Annotated in this window: 17 protein-coding genes; 12 read left to right on the forward strand and 5 right to left on the reverse strand. The window is 38.0% G+C overall.

Annotated elements, in window-relative coordinates; translation table 11 throughout:
• Positions 1-199: 199 nt before the first annotated feature.
• Positions 200-340: a lmo0937 family membrane protein gene (locus tag SLH51_RS21910; protein WP_335963677.1), complete on the forward strand. Its 141-nt coding sequence runs from the start codon at positions 200-202 to the stop codon at positions 338-340.
• 75 nt (positions 341-415) lie between these two features.
• Here SLH51_RS21910 and SLH51_RS21915 read toward each other — a convergent pair whose 3' ends face one another.
• Positions 416-601 carry a hypothetical protein gene (locus tag SLH51_RS21915; protein ID WP_335963678.1) on the reverse strand — a complete coding sequence of 62 codons (186 nt, stop codon included), beginning with the start codon at positions 599-601 and terminating at the stop codon, positions 416-418.
• A gap of 211 nt (positions 602-812) precedes the next feature.
• On the opposite strand from SLH51_RS21915, the gene SLH51_RS21920 reads away from it, so the two are divergent.
• The 5 genes from SLH51_RS21920 to meaB all read left to right on the forward strand — a co-directional run bounded on the left by SLH51_RS21920 (position 813) and on the right by meaB (position 8,467).
• Entirely contained in the window at positions 813-1,454 is a 642-nt protein-coding gene (locus SLH51_RS21920) for a TetR/AcrR family transcriptional regulator (RefSeq protein ID WP_335963679.1), read from the forward strand.
• A gap of 25 nt (positions 1,455-1,479) precedes the next feature.
• Complete coding sequence (locus SLH51_RS21925; protein ID WP_335963680.1) at positions 1,480-3,030, forward strand: acyl-CoA carboxylase subunit beta; 1,551 nt, start codon at positions 1,480-1,482, stop codon at positions 3,028-3,030.
• A gap of 27 nt (positions 3,031-3,057) precedes the next feature.
• Entirely contained in the window at positions 3,058-5,118 is a 2,061-nt protein-coding gene (locus SLH51_RS21930) for a methylmalonyl-CoA mutase family protein (protein WP_335963681.1), read from the forward strand.
• Between the two features lie 23 nt (positions 5,119-5,141).
• On the forward strand, positions 5,142-7,265 hold the full coding sequence (scpA, locus tag SLH51_RS21935) for a methylmalonyl-CoA mutase (protein ID WP_335963704.1): 2,124 nt from the start codon (positions 5,142-5,144) through the stop codon (positions 7,263-7,265).
• Positions 7,266-7,462: 197 nt separating this feature from the next.
• The gene (meaB, locus tag SLH51_RS21940) at positions 7,463-8,467 is read left to right on the forward strand and encodes a methylmalonyl Co-A mutase-associated GTPase MeaB (protein ID WP_335963682.1); all 1,005 of its coding nucleotides are present in this window, start codon (positions 7,463-7,465) and stop codon (positions 8,465-8,467) included.
• Between the two features lie 190 nt (positions 8,468-8,657).
• On the opposite strand, the gene SLH51_RS21945 is transcribed toward meaB, so the two are convergent.
• Both SLH51_RS21945 and SLH51_RS21950 read right to left on the reverse strand, forming a co-directional pair.
• On the reverse strand, positions 8,658-10,412 hold the full coding sequence (locus SLH51_RS21945) for a B12-binding domain-containing radical SAM protein (protein ID WP_335963683.1): 1,755 nt from the start codon (positions 10,410-10,412) through the stop codon (positions 8,658-8,660).
• Positions 10,413-10,656: 244 nt separating this feature from the next.
• Positions 10,657-11,364 carry a GerMN domain-containing protein gene (locus SLH51_RS21950; RefSeq protein ID WP_335963684.1) on the reverse strand — a complete coding sequence of 236 codons (708 nt, stop codon included), beginning with the start codon at positions 11,362-11,364 and terminating at the stop codon, positions 10,657-10,659.
• A 221-nt stretch (positions 11,365-11,585) separates the two neighbouring features.
• Between SLH51_RS21950 and SLH51_RS21955 the strand changes: the two genes are divergently transcribed.
• Both SLH51_RS21955 and SLH51_RS21960 read left to right on the forward strand, forming a co-directional pair.
• Positions 11,586-12,671 carry an AI-2E family transporter gene (locus SLH51_RS21955; protein ID WP_335963685.1) on the forward strand — a complete coding sequence of 362 codons (1,086 nt, stop codon included), beginning with the start codon at positions 11,586-11,588 and terminating at the stop codon, positions 12,669-12,671.
• A gap of 52 nt (positions 12,672-12,723) precedes the next feature.
• Entirely contained in the window at positions 12,724-13,092 is a 369-nt protein-coding gene (locus tag SLH51_RS21960) for a rhodanese-like domain-containing protein (protein WP_335963686.1), read from the forward strand.
• Between the two features lie 203 nt (positions 13,093-13,295).
• On the opposite strand, the gene SLH51_RS21965 is transcribed toward SLH51_RS21960, so the two are convergent.
• The gene (locus SLH51_RS21965; protein ID WP_335963687.1) at positions 13,296-13,427 is read right to left on the reverse strand and encodes a DUF3941 domain-containing protein; all 132 of its coding nucleotides are present in this window, start codon (positions 13,425-13,427) and stop codon (positions 13,296-13,298) included.
• Between the two features lie 137 nt (positions 13,428-13,564).
• Here SLH51_RS21965 and SLH51_RS21970 point away from each other — a divergent pair, with 137 nt between their 5' ends.
• The 4 genes from SLH51_RS21970 to SLH51_RS21985 all read left to right on the forward strand — a co-directional run bounded on the left by SLH51_RS21970 (position 13,565) and on the right by SLH51_RS21985 (position 16,068).
• On the forward strand, positions 13,565-13,837 hold the full coding sequence (locus tag SLH51_RS21970) for a hypothetical protein (RefSeq protein ID WP_335963689.1): 273 nt from the start codon (positions 13,565-13,567) through the stop codon (positions 13,835-13,837).
• Positions 13,838-13,942: 105 nt separating this feature from the next.
• The gene (yjfP, locus tag SLH51_RS21975) at positions 13,943-14,728 is read left to right on the forward strand and encodes an esterase (RefSeq protein ID WP_335963690.1); all 786 of its coding nucleotides are present in this window, start codon (positions 13,943-13,945) and stop codon (positions 14,726-14,728) included.
• Positions 14,729-14,743: 15 nt separating this feature from the next.
• Positions 14,744-15,571: a YitT family protein gene (locus SLH51_RS21980; RefSeq protein WP_335963691.1), complete on the forward strand. Its 828-nt coding sequence runs from the start codon at positions 14,744-14,746 to the stop codon at positions 15,569-15,571.
• A 14-nt stretch (positions 15,572-15,585) separates the two neighbouring features.
• Positions 15,586-16,068: a BsuPI-related putative proteinase inhibitor gene (locus tag SLH51_RS21985; protein WP_335963693.1), complete on the forward strand. Its 483-nt coding sequence runs from the start codon at positions 15,586-15,588 to the stop codon at positions 16,066-16,068.
• A 62-nt stretch (positions 16,069-16,130) separates the two neighbouring features.
• On the opposite strand, the gene SLH51_RS21990 is transcribed toward SLH51_RS21985, so the two are convergent.
• A complete protein-coding gene (locus SLH51_RS21990) occupies positions 16,131-16,298 on the reverse strand; it encodes a hypothetical protein (protein ID WP_335963694.1) in 168 nt (55 codons plus the stop codon).
• Positions 16,299-16,327: the final 29 nt, after the last annotated feature.

Here is a 16,327-nt window from a genome sequence, read left to right on the forward strand (position 1 = left end):
CTTTTTTATGAAGTACTGGTGTTCTTCCAGTACGCTTTTTTATGAAGTACTGGTGTTCTTCCAGTACGCTTTTTTATTGCCTTTAAAGATCGAATCCTAACATGGCAGTACGATGTAATCTGCACATTATGTTTGTTTTTAGAAAAGAAGGGAATAGAACGACTATAAGAAAAACAAATATATTAATGAGGTGAGGAAAATGTGGACAATTCTAATCATCATATTTATTTTATGGTTGCTTGGATTTAGTTTTGAAATTGCAGGAAATCTCATTCATCTGCTATTAGTTGTAGCGCTTGTAATATTTATTGTTAGACTAATTACCGGGAGAAGAGTATAGGGAAAAGAGGATGTCTTGGTGATGACATCCTCTTTTATATTTAATTAATTACACCTCGTCTGCAAATGATAACAATTATTCTTCCTCAGTTAACAATTCATAAGCATTTTTAAAAATTGGATCACTATTTACATAATGTTGAAAGATATAAAAAAGAGCTTCTGTTTCATTATTCAAATGAATCAAAACATCGTCGTATGCAGAAGACAAAAAGCGATCATGTTCAAGTAGTGATTTCATTCGATTAGGGTGAAAGTTCATTTTGTGTTCGTCTCCTTTGATGTTATTTTCGTAACTAGTGTATGTAACCGTTATAATTTGGCTCCTGACTTTTTAAAATAAAGTAAAGTTCGAATGTAAACGATTGCAAAAATGCATTGACAATTATCTGAACCTTTTGTACAATTTAACAGACTGACCAGTCGGTTAAAAAGGATTGTTTTATAATGTATTGAAGGCGGTGGGAGCAGCAATGAAAAAAAAACCGACGAAAGAACGGATCATAGAGACGGCACTCCTTCTTTTTGAGGAATATGGATTCCATGCAGTAACAGTAGATCGCATTGTTAAAGAGAGTGGAACATCAAAAGGTGGATTTTATCATAACTTCAAATCGAAGGATGAGCTTCTATATACGGTACATGATTCGTTTATTACATATATTCTTGATAAAGCAGAAGATGCATACAATCGATATGATACTCCAGCGGAGCGACTTTATGAAACTGTGAGATCGTTTGTCATGATGTTTGAATTATACCGACCACATGTTACGGTGTTTTATCAAGAATCACTTTATTTAAGCCAAAATTACTTTGTTACCATTAAACGAAAACGAAATCGTTATAAGCAAATGATGTTTCGGTTAGTGGAGGAAGGGATTGAATGTGGCGAATTTAGAAAGGAAATCCCAGTACCGATAACATCAATGGCGATTTTTGGAATGACCAATTGGACATACAAATGGTACAAGGAAACTGGACAATACACTATAAAAGACATTGCTAATATTTATGCAGACATCGTGATGAATGCGGTCTTAACAAAAGAGGCTAGTGTGAAGCCAGAATATGCACATTTTTTTCTTACTAGCAATCAAGATACAATCGTCTAGATTCCAATCGAGGGGGGTATTTTAGATGGATATGTTTGATTATATACAAGAGATGGAAGACCGTCGTGATACGACTAAACTAGGTGGTGGAGAGAAACGAATAGAGGCTCAACATAATCGCGGGAAACTAACGGCCCGTGAGCGAATTGATTGTTTGCTTGATGATGAAACGTTTGTTGAATTAAATCCTTTTATCCAGTATCGTGGGGATGCATTTCAAGCAAGTGTAGCACCTGGTGAAGGTGTCGTTACTGGTTACGGAAAAATTCATGGGAGGCTTGTCTTTTTATTTGCTCAAGATTTCACGGTATTTGGTGGTGCATTAGGAGAAATGCATGCACAAAAAATTGCCAAGGTGATGGATTTAGCTGCGGAAAATGGTGCACCTATTATAGGGTTAAATGACTCAGGAGGAGCACGGATTCAAGAAGGTGTCTTGTCATTAGATGGGTATGGCCACGTCTTTTACCGGAATGCGATCTATTCAGGTGTGATTCCACAAATTTCAGTCATAATGGGGCCTTGTGCGGGAGGAGCCGTTTATTCTCCTGCAATCACAGATTTTGTCTTTATGGTTGAAAAAACAAGTCAAATGTTTATTACAGGGCCTAAAGTGATTGAAAGTGTGACCGGAGCCAAAATTAACGCTGAAGATTTAGGTGGAGCGAAAGTACATTCAAGAGTTAGTGGTAATGCTCATTTTACTGCGAAAACAGAGGAAGAAGTGATATCAGAAGTAAGAAGATTGATCGAATTTCTTCCTTCCAACTTTGAGGAACATGCGTTAACGCTAGAACCAAAAGAGAAACGACCCATCCAAGAACGAATAAATGAGTTGATTGATCTTGTTCCTGTTGATGGAACAAAAGTATATGATGTGCGCAAAGTTATCAAAAAAATCATTGATGATGAAGAATTCATGGAAGTTCAACCGATGTTTGCGAAAAATATCGTTATTGGATTTGGACGAATAGAAGGAAGTACAGTAGGGATTGTTGCAAATAACCCGAAAATGATGGCCGGTGGACTCGATATCAATTCCTCTGACAAATGTTCACGTTTCATTAGGTTCTGTGATTGTTTCAATATCCCACTTATTACCTTTGAAGATGTAAGCGGATTCATTCCAGGGGTTCAACAAGAGCATGGAGGAATCATACGTCATGGAGCAAAGATTCTCTATGCTTATTCTGAAGCAACCGTACCGAAGATTACGGTCATTCTCCGAAAAGCGTTTGGAGGAGCGTATGTTGCCTTAAATAGTAAAGCAATTGGAGCTGATTTAGTGTTTGCTTGGCCCAATGCAGAAATTGCGGTTATGGGACCAGAGGGTGCAGCGACAATTATCTATGCAAAAGAAATTCGAGAAAGTCACGATCCTGAAGAAACAAGAAAACAAAAGATTGCCGATTACAGGAAACGATTTGCCAATCCATATGTCGCTGCAGCGAATGGGATGGTTGATGATGTCATTGATCCACGTGATACAAGAAAAAGCCTTATTCAAGGCTTAGAAATATTAAAAAAGAAAAAGAAACAACTTCCGAAAAAGAAACACGGAAATATGCCTTTGTGATCAATCTGTAAATATACTGGGAAGGGAGTGAGCGGAAAGCCTGAAGAAGGTGGCCGCATAATAATGGATATGACATTTAATGAATTTCCAGTTCCTACGTATCAGCAATGGCGAACGGTAGCAGAAAAATCTTTAAGAGGAAAGTCATTTGACAAGACATTAAAAACGAAGCTCCTTGATGAGATAGAGCTCGAGCCGATGTATCAAAATAGAGATTTAGAGAATTGTACGACATTAGCAAATGATCCAGGAGTCTTCCCTTTTTTAAGAGGAACTACGAATCAACCAAGGAATTGGAAGGTTAGCCAAGAAATAATTGCCGTGACTCCCAATCAACTAAATAAATGCTTGAAGGAAGAATTTGCAAGAGGACAAAATGTTGCCCATCTTGTCTTAACCGATGAGATGAAAAGAGGGAACAAACCATGTCTAGATAAAAATGAAGGTATCACAATCTATGACTTAAAGGAGCTACAAGAAGCTTTTAAAGGAATGCATTTGTCGAATCAACTGATTCACGTTGATGCAGGAGTTGTGTGCCTCCCTCTTTTAGCTTTGTTTTGTTCGATATCTAATCAATTAGAAGGAACAATCGCTTCTGACCCACTCCACCAATTAGCCACAGAAGGGAAATTAACGTATTCATTAGAACGGTGCTATGACTATATGGCTTTAGCTGTAAAGTGGGCACAGGAAAACCATCCCAAGTTACGAACAATTTTAGTTCAAAGTCATATATATCACAATGGTGGAGCCAGCCCAGCAGTAGAGTTAGCTTCTGCATTAGCGACAGGTGTAGCCTATGTAAATGCGCTCATTGAAAGAGGTGTATCTTGTGATGAAGCTGGCCAATCGGTTACATTCGCTATCTCGGTAGGAACTGACTTTTTTAGTGAAATTGCAAAAATACGAGCTGCAAGAGTATTGTGGGCAGCGATAATGGCAGAGTTTGGTGCAGGAGAAAACGGACAAAAAATGAACATTCATGCAAGGACATCATCGTTAACAAAGACGAAACAGGATACGTATGTCAATCTTCTAAGAGGAACAACTGAAGCATTTGCCGCTGCGGTTGCAGGTGTTGATAGCTTGCATGTGAGTCCGTTTGATGAAGCCCTACAAGAACCAACTGCTTTTTCAAGAAGAATTGCTAGAAATACGTCACTTATTTTACAAGAAGAAGCTTTTATTGGGGTTACACAAGACCCTGCAGGTGGCTCATGGTATATAGAGTATATAACAGAGCAATTTGCAAAAAAAGCATGGGAGTGTTTCCAAGACATCGAACGTGCAGGTGGAATGAGTGCTGCCCTTCAAAGTGGTCTTGTACAAGATCGAATTCATACCACTTGGAAACAGCGCTCAGTAGAAGTCGAGCACCGAAGACGAGCAATTGTTGGGATAAATAAATATGTCAAACTTGATGAGACGCAGCCACTAAAGCAGGAATCAGCTTGTGAAACACTAGACGCATATAGGAAACGATTGAATACGAATGATGAAAAAATCGAAGAGATGCGACCAAAGAATATGGAAGATGTGCTTGCTATGGTTCGGAAAAATATCCCGATTCACCAGGTGCATGAACGATTAAAGGATAATGTTCCTTCTATTGAGGTTGATCCGATCAAAAAGAGGCGTTTAGCAGAAGGGTTTGAACTGTTACGTCAAAGAAGTAATGAGCTTTATGACAAGTTTGGCCAACGTCCAACGGTTTATGTAATTGGACTAGGGCCGCTCGCTTCTCATAAAACGCGTGTTGATTTTATTACAGAATTATTTCAAAGTGGGGGGTTTAAGGTTCAACTTTCTGATCCAGTTGCCGGAGTTGAAGAAGCTCTCGAAAAAGTAGAATCTTTTGACTTTGTCGTTCTTTGCGGAACTGATGAAAGCTATCATCAGTTAGGTTTACCACTTGCAACGGAATTAGTAAGTAGATCATGCGACGTTTTTATCGCAGGTCGCCAGGAAGAAGAGCTTGAGAGTCTGTTACTACAAGCGGGAGTTCAAAGGTTTATCGATGCAAAAACGAATGCATATAAGTTTTTACATGACTTGCAAGCAAAGATGGGAGGAACAATTCAATGAGTAAGAAACCTACTTTTCATTCAATGCCATTCCCATCTTTTAAACAAGTCGAAAAAACAAAGAAACAAAATGGGCCTGCTTTCCAAACAATGGAGCAACTTGCGATCAAGCCGGTTTATACAAAAGAGGATCTAAAAGGCATGAACCACTTAGACTATGTTGCAGGAATTGCCCCATTTTTTCGTGGTCCATATCCTACCATGTACAAAACACGTCCATGGACAGTACGACAATATGCGGGTTTTTCTACTGCAGAAGAAAGCAATGCTTTTTATCGTAGAAATCTAGCAGCAGGTCAAAAAGGATTGTCGATTGCTTTTGATTTAGCTACTCATCGTGGCTACGATTCTGATCATGAGCGAGTTGTGGGCGATGTCGGGAAGGCTGGAGTAGCAGTTGACTCCATTTTAGATATGAATATTTTATTTGACGGAATCCCACTCGATCAAATGTCTGTGTCTATGACGATGAATGGTGCGGTTCTTCCAATTATGGCGTTTTACATTGTCGCAGCAGAAGAGCAAGGGGTTCCTAAAGAAAAGTTAACGGGAACCATTCAAAATGATATTTTAAAAGAATATATGGTGCGCAATACCTATATTTATCCACCAGAAGCTTCAATGAAAGTAATTGCTGACATTTTTGAATACACGTCTACTCATATGCCGAAGTTTAATAGCATTAGCATCTCAGGCTACCATATGCAAGAAGCAGGTGCAACAGCAGACATTGAGCTTGCTTATACGTTAGCTGATGGACTTGAATATGTCAGAACAGGTATAAACGCAGGTCTTGATATTGACCAGTTTGCGCCACGACTATCTTTTTTCTGGGCAATTGGAATGAACCACTATATGGAAGTGGCAAAAATGAGAGCTGGGAGACTTATGTGGGCAAAGTTAATGAAGCCTTTTGCTCCGAAAAATGAGAAGTCATTGGCTTTAAGAACACACTCGCAAACATCAGGGTGGAGTTTAACGGAACAAGATCCTTATAATAACGTGATCCGTACTTGTATCGAGGCAATGGCAGCAGCTCTTGGTCATACGCAGTCCTTGCACACCAATGCACTTGATGAAGCGGTTGCTTTACCGACAGACTTTTCAGCACGAATTGCCAGGAATACACAGTTGTACTTACAGGAAGAAACAGGAATTACCAATGTCCTTGATCCTTGGGGAGGTTCTTATTATGTTGAAACACTAACGGCAGAGCTTATGAAGAAAGCTTGGGGCCACATTGAAGAAATTGAAAAGCTTGGCGGAATGGCAAAAGCAATTGAGACAGGATTACCAAAAATGCGGATTGAAGAAGCAGCAGCTCGACGCCAAGCGCATATTGATTCAAAAAAGGAGACAATTATCGGTGTAAACAAGTATCGTCTTGATCAAGAAGAATATCTCGATATTTTAGATATTGATAATACGGCAGTAAGAGAATCGCAGCTTAGACGCTTGCAGAAATTGCGTCATGAACGGGATGAAGAAGAAGTGAAGCGTGCACTCGTTGCACTGTCTGGTGCGGCTAAAACGGGCAAGGGTAATTTACTCGCGTTTGCTGTTGATGCGGCAAGAGCGCGTTGCACGTTAGGAGAAATCTCAATGGCTTATGAAAAGGTTGTTGGTCGTCATCGAGCCGTGATTCGTTCAATAAGCGGTGTATATCGTACAGAGTTTGGAGAGAAAGATGAAATGAAAGAGATTCGTCATGTAACTGATCAATTTGCCGAGAATGAAGGAAGACGCCCGAGGATTATGATTGCAAAAATGGGTCAAGACGGTCATGATCGAGGTGCTAAAGTAATCTCAACTGCTTTTGCCGATATCGGATTTGATGTTGACATTGGTCCATTATTTCAAACTCCTAAAGAAGCAGCTCTACAAGCAGTCGAAAATGATGTTCATATTTTAGGAATGAGTTCACTTGCAGCGGGTCACAAAACACTCTTGCCACAAGTTGTAGAGGAATTACGGAAACTTGGTCGAGAAGACATTCTTGTTATTATTGGCGGAGTCATTCCTCCGCAGGACTACGAGTTTTTAAAAGAGCAAGGAGCTGCGGCTATATTTGGACCAGGTACGGTCATTCCAGTAGCAGCACTAAAAATTATGCAAGAGTTGAATAAGCGATTAGGCTATGATAAGTGATGAACTACTTTGAATAGTTCCGAAATGTGAAGAATCTTAGTAGTTCAGTCGAACATGAATATAGAAGGAACTAAAAAAGAGAAACTGTGTTTCAAATAGGTAGCACTTGAAAGTGCTCTAAACTCAAGGCTTCTGTTTGCTAATTCGGTGTTAAATTGAAGGTAGCAAGATTAGGCTTTTCTCAAAGGAGATATCGTATGAGTTTGAATAACAGACGTCAATCACTGTCTTTAGAAGAATATGTGGAAGGCGTCAAAGCAAATAACCGAGCTGTTTTAGCTAGAGCGATTACGTTAGTTGAAAGCAATGCAGCTAGACATATGACTCTTGCGCAAGAACTCCTTACCTCTATCATGCCGGATACAGGTGAGTCAATACGGATTGGAATTACAGGGGTTCCAGGAGCAGGGAAAAGTACATTTATTGAATCGTTTGGAATGATGCTTTGTGAAAAGGGACATCGTGTTGCCGTACTTGCAGTAGATCCTTCAAGTTCTCTTTCACACGGTAGTATTCTTGGGGACAAAACAAGGATGGAACAGTTATCAAGGCATAGAGGAGCATTCGTCAGGCCGTCACCTGCAGGAGGAGCTCTTGGTGGTGTTGCGAGAAAAACAAGGGAAACAATGCTTTTATGTGAGGCAGCTGGTTATGACATTATTATCGTAGAGACAGTTGGGGTTGGACAAAGTGAGGTTTCTGTTCGGTCAATGGTCGATTGCTACTTAGTATTGATGCTAACTGGAGCTGGCGATGACTTACAAGGGATGAAAAAAGGAATGATGGAAATGGTCGACATGATGCTAATTAACAAAGCAGATGGAACCAACATTCATGCTGCAAACCAGGCTAAAATTGAGCTGAGACGCATTGTTCATATGCTTCCTCGAATGACGAATGGATGGGAGACGAAAGTACAAACGGTGTCTTCGCTTACAGGTAATGGAATGAAGGAGTGTTGGGAGACTGTCGAACAGTTTTACACTCACTTAGTAAAGACGAAGCAGTTTGATGAACGGAGAAAGAAACAGGCAGCTAATTGGTTTCATTCGCTTATAGAAGAACAACTCCTTTCTTCCTTTTACGAGAGTGGCATCATTAAAAGAGAGCTTCCACAATTAAAACAGTCTGTTCTAGATGGAAAGGTAAGTGCAACACAAGCAGCATTAGCATTATTGAAGAAGTATCAGGGAAATAACTAGTCCATATCACTGAGATTTTTGTTCTTTTAGATCATCAGGTAAATTGCTATCATAAGGTGAGTGATTTCAACTAGGCATTCCACTTTCTGAAGGCAAGCCGAAGGAGAATCTAATCGATTAAGGAATCCGTTGATTGATAAATATATACAGTAAAAAGACGAGGGGGATATGCCCTCGTCGTTCGTCATATTCATTCAGCAGCGATCGCCAATATTTCAAGGGGAACAGTATAGATAGATGAGCGATTTGTCTTTGGATTAAAATAGGCAATGAGCAAACTTGTTACTTCCCTCATTCCTGAGTCTGTTAAATGGAAAGGAAGCTTTTCAATCATTGTATGCTTGTGCAATTCCTTTTCCTTTAAGTTAAGTGTAGCAAAAGAAGTAGAAACAAGAGTTGGTTCTTCCGCTAAAATCGTTAAGAAGCGAGATTGTTCTTGCTTAGACATAGAGAAATCCCACCATGTTTTCCGTGGTTTGTGCTTATGGTTTTCAAAGTAATCTACCATCATTAATCCTCTTACCAAAGGGGAGTTTATCTTTGTTTCTCGTTGTGATAAAAATAGATCAAGTCTTGTAAATAGATCTTCTAATTGATGACCAATTCGTGCCCAGCCACGTTCGTCCCAATAATCGCCAAACTCTTGAAAGAAGTCAAAAGCAGAATCAAATTCATTTGCTACTAAATATTCAATTGTCCGGTCCATTCGATGATCATTCCAATACTTTTCAAGCACATCTTCAACCCGTTTGATGCGAATAATTTCATCAAACGTTAGGACATTGTTTTTTAAAATCTCGTATGGGGAATGGTCCATGTACACATAATCATGTTGATCAGCTCGTAATCGTAAGCCGGTTCCTCGTAACATTTTAAGAAAACCAAGTTGCATTTCTTCTGGACGCATCTCAAATACATCATTAAATGTTTTACGGAAAGAGTGGTAATCTTCTTCAGGCAAGCCCGCAATTAAATCTAGATGTTGGTCAATCTTCCCGCCTTCTTTCACCATTGTTACTGTTCTTTTTAATTTATCAAAGTTTTGACGACGCATGACAAGGTCATTTGTTGCATCATTCGTTGATTGGACGCCTATCTCAAATCGGAAAATTCCTGATGGTGCATGTTCATTTAAATACGTGAGGACTTCTGGTCGCATAATATCGGCAGTGATTTCAAACTGAAAGACACAGCCTTGGTGATTTTCGATTAAGAACCGAAAAATTTCTAATGCGTAGTCACGCTTAATGTTAAATGTCCGGTCGACAAATTTAATAAGCTTTGCGCCACTTTCAATTAAAAATAGGAGGTCTGCTTTCACTCGGTCAATATCAACATACCTGACACCGACTTCAATAGACGATAGGCAGAACTGACAACTATACGGACAACCCCGACTCGTCTCAAAATAAGTAACGCGCTTTGATAAGCCGTCCAAATCTTCATCAAAACGGTACGGTGTCGGAATGTCATCAAGCTTTAATTTTGATCTAGGTGCCGTGATAACAACTTCAGAATCTTTACGATAAGCAAGACCAAAAACCATATGATACTTTTGTGTACTACTAATTTCTTCTAAAAGTTGCTTAAACGTTTCTTCTCCTTCACCAATCACGATAAAGTCAACATTAGCAAGGGATTCCATCCATTCCTTCGTATCATAAGAAACTTCAGGTCCGCCTAAAACAATTTTTGCCTCAGGCATTACTTTTTTTAACATATTAATCACTTTGATCGTTTCTTCAATGTTCCAAATATAACAGCTGAATCCAATCACATCTGGTTTTCGATCATAGAGATCAGATACAATGTTCATGACTGGATCTTTAATTGTATATTCAACCATATCTAATGGGAAGTCTGGTTCGGCATAAGCTTTTAAGCAACGTAGAGCTAAACATGTATGGATATACTTTGCATTCAACGTCGTAACGACGGTTTTCATTCTGTACCCCTCAATTCTCTTCTTTTATTCCGTACTGTATCATACCACAATTCTGCTCTGAACTAAAAAAGGATTGGAATCAAAGAGATGTTAATCAATCGTCGGAATTGGTAAGTGCCGGTGGAGGGGGAGCTTCTTGAGATTTTAGTTGTCACAATTTCTCATAGAACCTTAGGGAAGTTTAAAAAGAGAAAGTCTAATGTGGATCTATAAACCACATTAGACTTTCTCGATTCAAAGATTCTTATTCTACTTTTTCATACTCAGTAATATTTTCAGCAACGATTGGTTGGCTCGTATCAAGGTGACCAAACAACTCTGGGTGAATTTCTCCGTCAATGAGAATTTGTGTCTCATCGAATCCAAATTGCTTCATAGCCATCGCAATTTGTTGAACTAACATATACTCTGTTCCGGAACCAACTTGTGCGTTTAATAATTCACTAGAAAAAGATACATGTGCAATACCATCTTTATCTTCAACAGATTGTACATCTACATCACTAGGTATAATGGATACTAGTCCTTCTTCAGTTGGGCCTTGAATCCACGCTTCTAGCGTTGCAATAAGTAGGTTATCTTCAGTTGTTATTAACTGGCGATCTACGCGGTACATGTCCATTACTTGATCATCTGAGAAAACAAGTTCAATTGAAGTTGTTGTTTCGCTAACTTCTTCATTAGTTTTAGTATTCTCTGTTTCAGTTTCTGCCGTCTCAGAATCTACAGTTGAATCTACTTCAGAATCAATGTCAGATTCAACTTCTTCAGTAGTTTCTAATTCTACATCTGTGTCTACTTCCGTGTCCTCTTCAACTAAATCACTGTTTTCTTCGGACTCAATGCCATCAGCAGGCTGTTCTTCTTGTCCGTTGCTTGTTGCTCCTTGTCCACACGCACCAAGAAGAAGGATGGATAACCCTAGTAAGAGAAACATCCAATGTTTTTTCACGGTACTTCCCCCTTTTTCTCGTTCATTCTTTAAAATGTAGTAATTCTTTTCATAACTCTATCAACTAAATTCTACATCATTCATGTTGAAATTCAATGACTAATTTCAACATAGGTAATTAGAATGAGTTTTTTGTAGGGGGTTTATGGGTATTTAAGGAAGAAGACAGCGGAAAAAAATGGTACAATAAATAAAAGAAATTGTAGGAAGGAATTTTGCTTATGCCTCAAACGAAAGCTTTCAGAATTGGTTATGGGATTGTGCTCCTTTTTGTTATTATTTATTTAGGCTCTTTAATTGATTGGGTATTTACGCCAATTGTGATATTAATCCAAACGTTATTTGCACCGATTATTTTGGCTGGGGTATTGTTTTATTTATTTCGGCCATTTGTGAACATATTATCACTAAAGCTGCCAAGGTCCGTTGCGATATTAATTTTGTATTGTGGTGTGGTTGGGTTAGTTACAGCCCTAATTTTTATCATTGGACCAGAATTACAGAAACAATTTTATAGTTTTACAAGAAACATGCCGGTTTTTATCAATGAAATTCGTGATATGTTTATTAGCCTGCAAGAGAACGAGTATATTTCGCGCTTTCAAGAAGGTGAGAATTTTTCATTAGAAGAAATTACGATGGAATTTGCGAATTACATAAATAATTTTGTTTCAAGCATTGGACACAATGTTGCAAACTTTATTGGGGTTATTGCAAACACTATTATTATCATTATCATTATACCCTTTGTGTTGTTTTACATGTTAAAAGAAGGAGAAAAGGCTCCGAATCAATTGGTAAAATTACTTCCTGAGAAAAGACAAAGTGAAGGTAGAGAAGTACTAAAAGCAATGGACTTTGCATTGAGTTCCTATATTCAGGGGCAAATCATTGTAAGTATTTGTGTGGGAATATTAGCTTATATTGCTTTTCTTATTATAGGACTTGATTATCCTCTTGTATTGGCACTTGTAGCAATGTTTACTAATGTTATTCCCTTTATAGGACCATGGATTGGAACGATACCTGCTGTCATTGTTGGGTTTTTGACTTCTCCATTTATGGCGTTACTTGTCATTTTAGTCGTAGTGGTTGTTCAGCAGATTGAGAGCAATTTAATTTCTCCACAAGTAATGGGTAGAAAATTATCAATTCACCCAATTACCATTATCTTTTTGCTATTAGTTGCGGGAAGGTTTGCAGGGTTACTTGGACTGCTTTTAGCAGTGCCAACTTATGCAGTTGGAAAGGTTCTCGTACTCCATATTTATCGATTATGGGTACTCAGAAATACAACGATTGATTGACTTTCCTTCTATTGATTTGTATCGTTAAGATAGACTAATACGAGGTGATAAAATGGCATTTGAACAAGATGGTATCAAACAAATTGAAGTAAGTGATTTAAAGGAATTAATTAACAATACTACGAAAGAACCGATAATCATTGATGTTCGGGAAGTAGAAGAATATGAAGAAGCTCATATTCCAGGAATACCTTTGATTCCGATGCACACGATTCCGAATGTCATGGATCAATTAGATAAGGAGCAAACATACTTATTTGTTTGCCGAAGTGGAAACAGAAGTCAAAACGTTGCTCTCTATCTTCAAAATCAAGGATTTGAAAACGTCCAAAATTATTTTGGCGGAATGCTTGCGTGGGATGGAGAAGTAAAGAGCGGTCCTGAATGGATTGTGAGTGACGTGAAAGAATTAAAAAAATAATAGTAAAAAGTCTGTCCTCTCACAGGGGCAGACTTTTTTTGAAGAAAAAAACTTTCGGAATAGTGTGAGTAGTATCTCAATGAAGAGGCAATGGCTCCGCACGTTGCACGTCCGTGGATTGAAAACCCCACTCATAGCGGACTTTAAAACAAGGCAACGGCTACGCTCATTGCTTTAAGGCACCCCTTTTTCAAATAGCTCTCTTATAGATGGTCTGTTTTTTTTGAGTAGTCGTGTTTTCCGTGTTGTGCATTTGATTGTGCGTGTTCGTTTTTTTGACGATTTAATGCATTGTTGTCTTTTTTCTTTTTGTTGTTATCGCCTGTTCGAGACATAATTTCACCTCTTTCATGAGCTTTCTATTTTAGAATGTCCCAATAGTGGGGTTGTATGAACAAAACAAAATGAAAAGTTTCGTTTTTGAATCAGCGGGTAAATAGATTATATACTCACAAGAAAAGGTGGAGATATAATGGGTAGAAAATCAATGATTGCATCAGTTGTTGCGATTGCCGGGACAACCACTGTTTTACTTGGGAAAAAAGGTATGAGAGCGAAAGTGAAGCAAACCATTCATGAAACGTATCAAAAAGTAACAGGGAAAGGAGAGAAAGATGAAAAAGAAAAACAATTAAAAATCGGGTATTCACACCCCCATGACTATGAAGACAATAAGATGGTAGGTGAAGGGGCGCTAACAAGTGTTCAATACTATAACAAAAAACAACAGATGAGTCACCAATAATTGGTGGCTCTTTTCTTGTGTAGAAACAGAAAGAGTGGTAAGGTGAATTCACTATTTTGGAATGCTATAATTAGAAAAAATGTCGAAAAAAGGGTGGAGAATTAGATGATCACAATAAAGAATGAAACGATTGCTCAAATTCCAACGTTACATGTAGTGAAGGAAGAATTTCAATATAAACAAGTGATCCCTATTATCTTTTTCTTTCATGGCTTCTCAAGTGCAAAAGAGCATAACTTACATGTAGCTTATTTGTTGGCGGAAAAAGGATTTCGTGTCATATTACCAGATGCACTTCATCATGGTGAACGTGAAGTATTATTAAAAGGAAACAAAAGAGAGCTTGCTTTTTGGGAGATTATTTTGAAATCAATTAAGGAACTAGATGAAATGAAGCAAGAGTTAGAAATAAGAAAGCTTATAAATGAAGAAAAGATAGGGGTTATTGGTACGTCGATGGGTGCGATAACGATGTTTGGCGCACTAACGCAGTATCCATGGATACAAACGGCAGTATCGTTTATGGGGACAGCATACTATGAAGCATTTGCCAACGGCCTACTTAAAGTGGTAGAAGAAAAAGGGCTAACAATCGAACAAGAAATGAAGGATGAAATGTTGAGAACTATTAAACCTTTTGATTTGTCATCGCAATTAGATAAGTTAAGTGGACGACCATTATTGATTTGGCACGGGAAGGAAGACAATGTTGTACCTTATCCTTTTTCAGAGAAGTTGTATCAAGAGTTAGAAGCAAATTATGAAGACACTCCAGAAAAGCTTCAATTTCTTGCTGAAGAAAAAATAGGTCATAAAGTATCAAGGAGAGCGGTACTATCTTCAGTGGGCTGGTTCGAGCAACATTTACTATCAAGTAAGGTATCTTCTTAATTGGAAAGGAAACAGATGAAAATCATCAAAGAAATTCAGAAGATTATTGTCATAGTTATAGGGGCATTTTTTTTAGCAGCTGGTTTAAATTTCTTTTTAATACCAGCAAATGTATTTGCTAGTGGATTTACTGGGGTAGCCCAATTGTTAGCGACCGTAATTCCTTTGTCTACAGGAGTTTTGCTATTTCTATTAAACATTCCAGTAGCAATTTTAGGTTGGTTGAAAATTGGAAAAAGATTTACATTTTATAGCTTCGTTAATGTTGCTTTAACAACCTTCTTTTTAGAATTATTGCCAGTTTGGCAATTTTCACCTGATATTTTGCTTAATGCAGTGTTTGGTGGTGTTATTTTAGCTTTTGGAGCTGGTATTACTTTGAAATGGGGAGCTTCCTCTGGTGGTCTTGATATAATTGCGTTAATATTGTCAAGAGTAAGTGATCGACCAGTTGGAATTTATTTTCTAGTGTTAAATAGCATTATTGTTATTACTGCCGGTTTATTGTTTGACCCAGAACAGGCTCTCTATACACTTGTAGCAGTTTATGTGTCATCACGAGTAATTGATGCTATATATACTCGTCATGTGAAATTAACAGCGATGATCGTCACAAAGAAAGCTGAACAATTAAGAGAGGCTATACATGATCGTGTAACACGAGGAATTACAAGAATTCCTGCAAAGGGTGGCTACACCGCAGATGATAAGGAAATCTTAATGATCGTGATTACACGATATGAATTGTATGAATTAAAACAAGTCATTCAAGACGTTGATCCCGATGCGTTTACAAATATTGTTGAAACAGCAGGTATATTTGGTTTATTTCGGAAAGAATGAGGAAGGTGAAACGAATGAGAAAAATGATCTGGTTATTTTCTTTGCTCATTGTACTGAGTGCGTGTGGAACAGGGGTAAATGCGCCAGCTCCGACAAATGAAGGAGATGAAGGTATGACAACCAATAAAGAATGGTTATTTGAAGTTGAGGCCAAACAGACAGATAATGAACTTAATGTAAACCTTAAAGTAATAAATAATAAAGATGAAGATTCTTCTATGGATTTTTCATCAGGACAAATGTATGAACTTGTTCTTCTTAATCAAGATGGGAACGAAGTATACCGATTCTCAGATGGCCGAATGTTTACGATGGCCCTTGTTCATGAAACGTTTGAGCCGCGTGAATCCAAAAAATTCAGCGAAACGATTTCTCTAGACGAAATTGAAGCAGGAAAGTATACACTCATAGCGCAATTAGTACTGGCAGCTCTAGACGGCAAGCAGTGGAGTGAGGATGGAACTTTTCAACAAAGTCTAGATGTTGAGATTAAATAAGTCGGCAATAATAGTACACCCTTTGCTTTTAGTTCAGGCAAAGGGTTTTTCATTATGACTTTCTAATCTTTCCATATTTTTTGTTTTTTCTCCACTGAAATATAGGAGTTGCTATATTTTTTATTGATTTTCTCAATACTCATCTTTAGTTTTTTTGCTGATAAATCAGGTTCTACATATTCCTCATGAATCACTTCCTTTTGCCAATCGTCCCAAGTTTTATTTTCCATTAATAATCAACCTTTCAGAATATTTTAAT

Source organism: Halalkalibacter kiskunsagensis, assembly GCF_037027555.1.
GTDB lineage: Bacteria > Bacillota > Bacilli > Bacillales > Bacillaceae_D > Halalkalibacter > Halalkalibacter kiskunsagensis.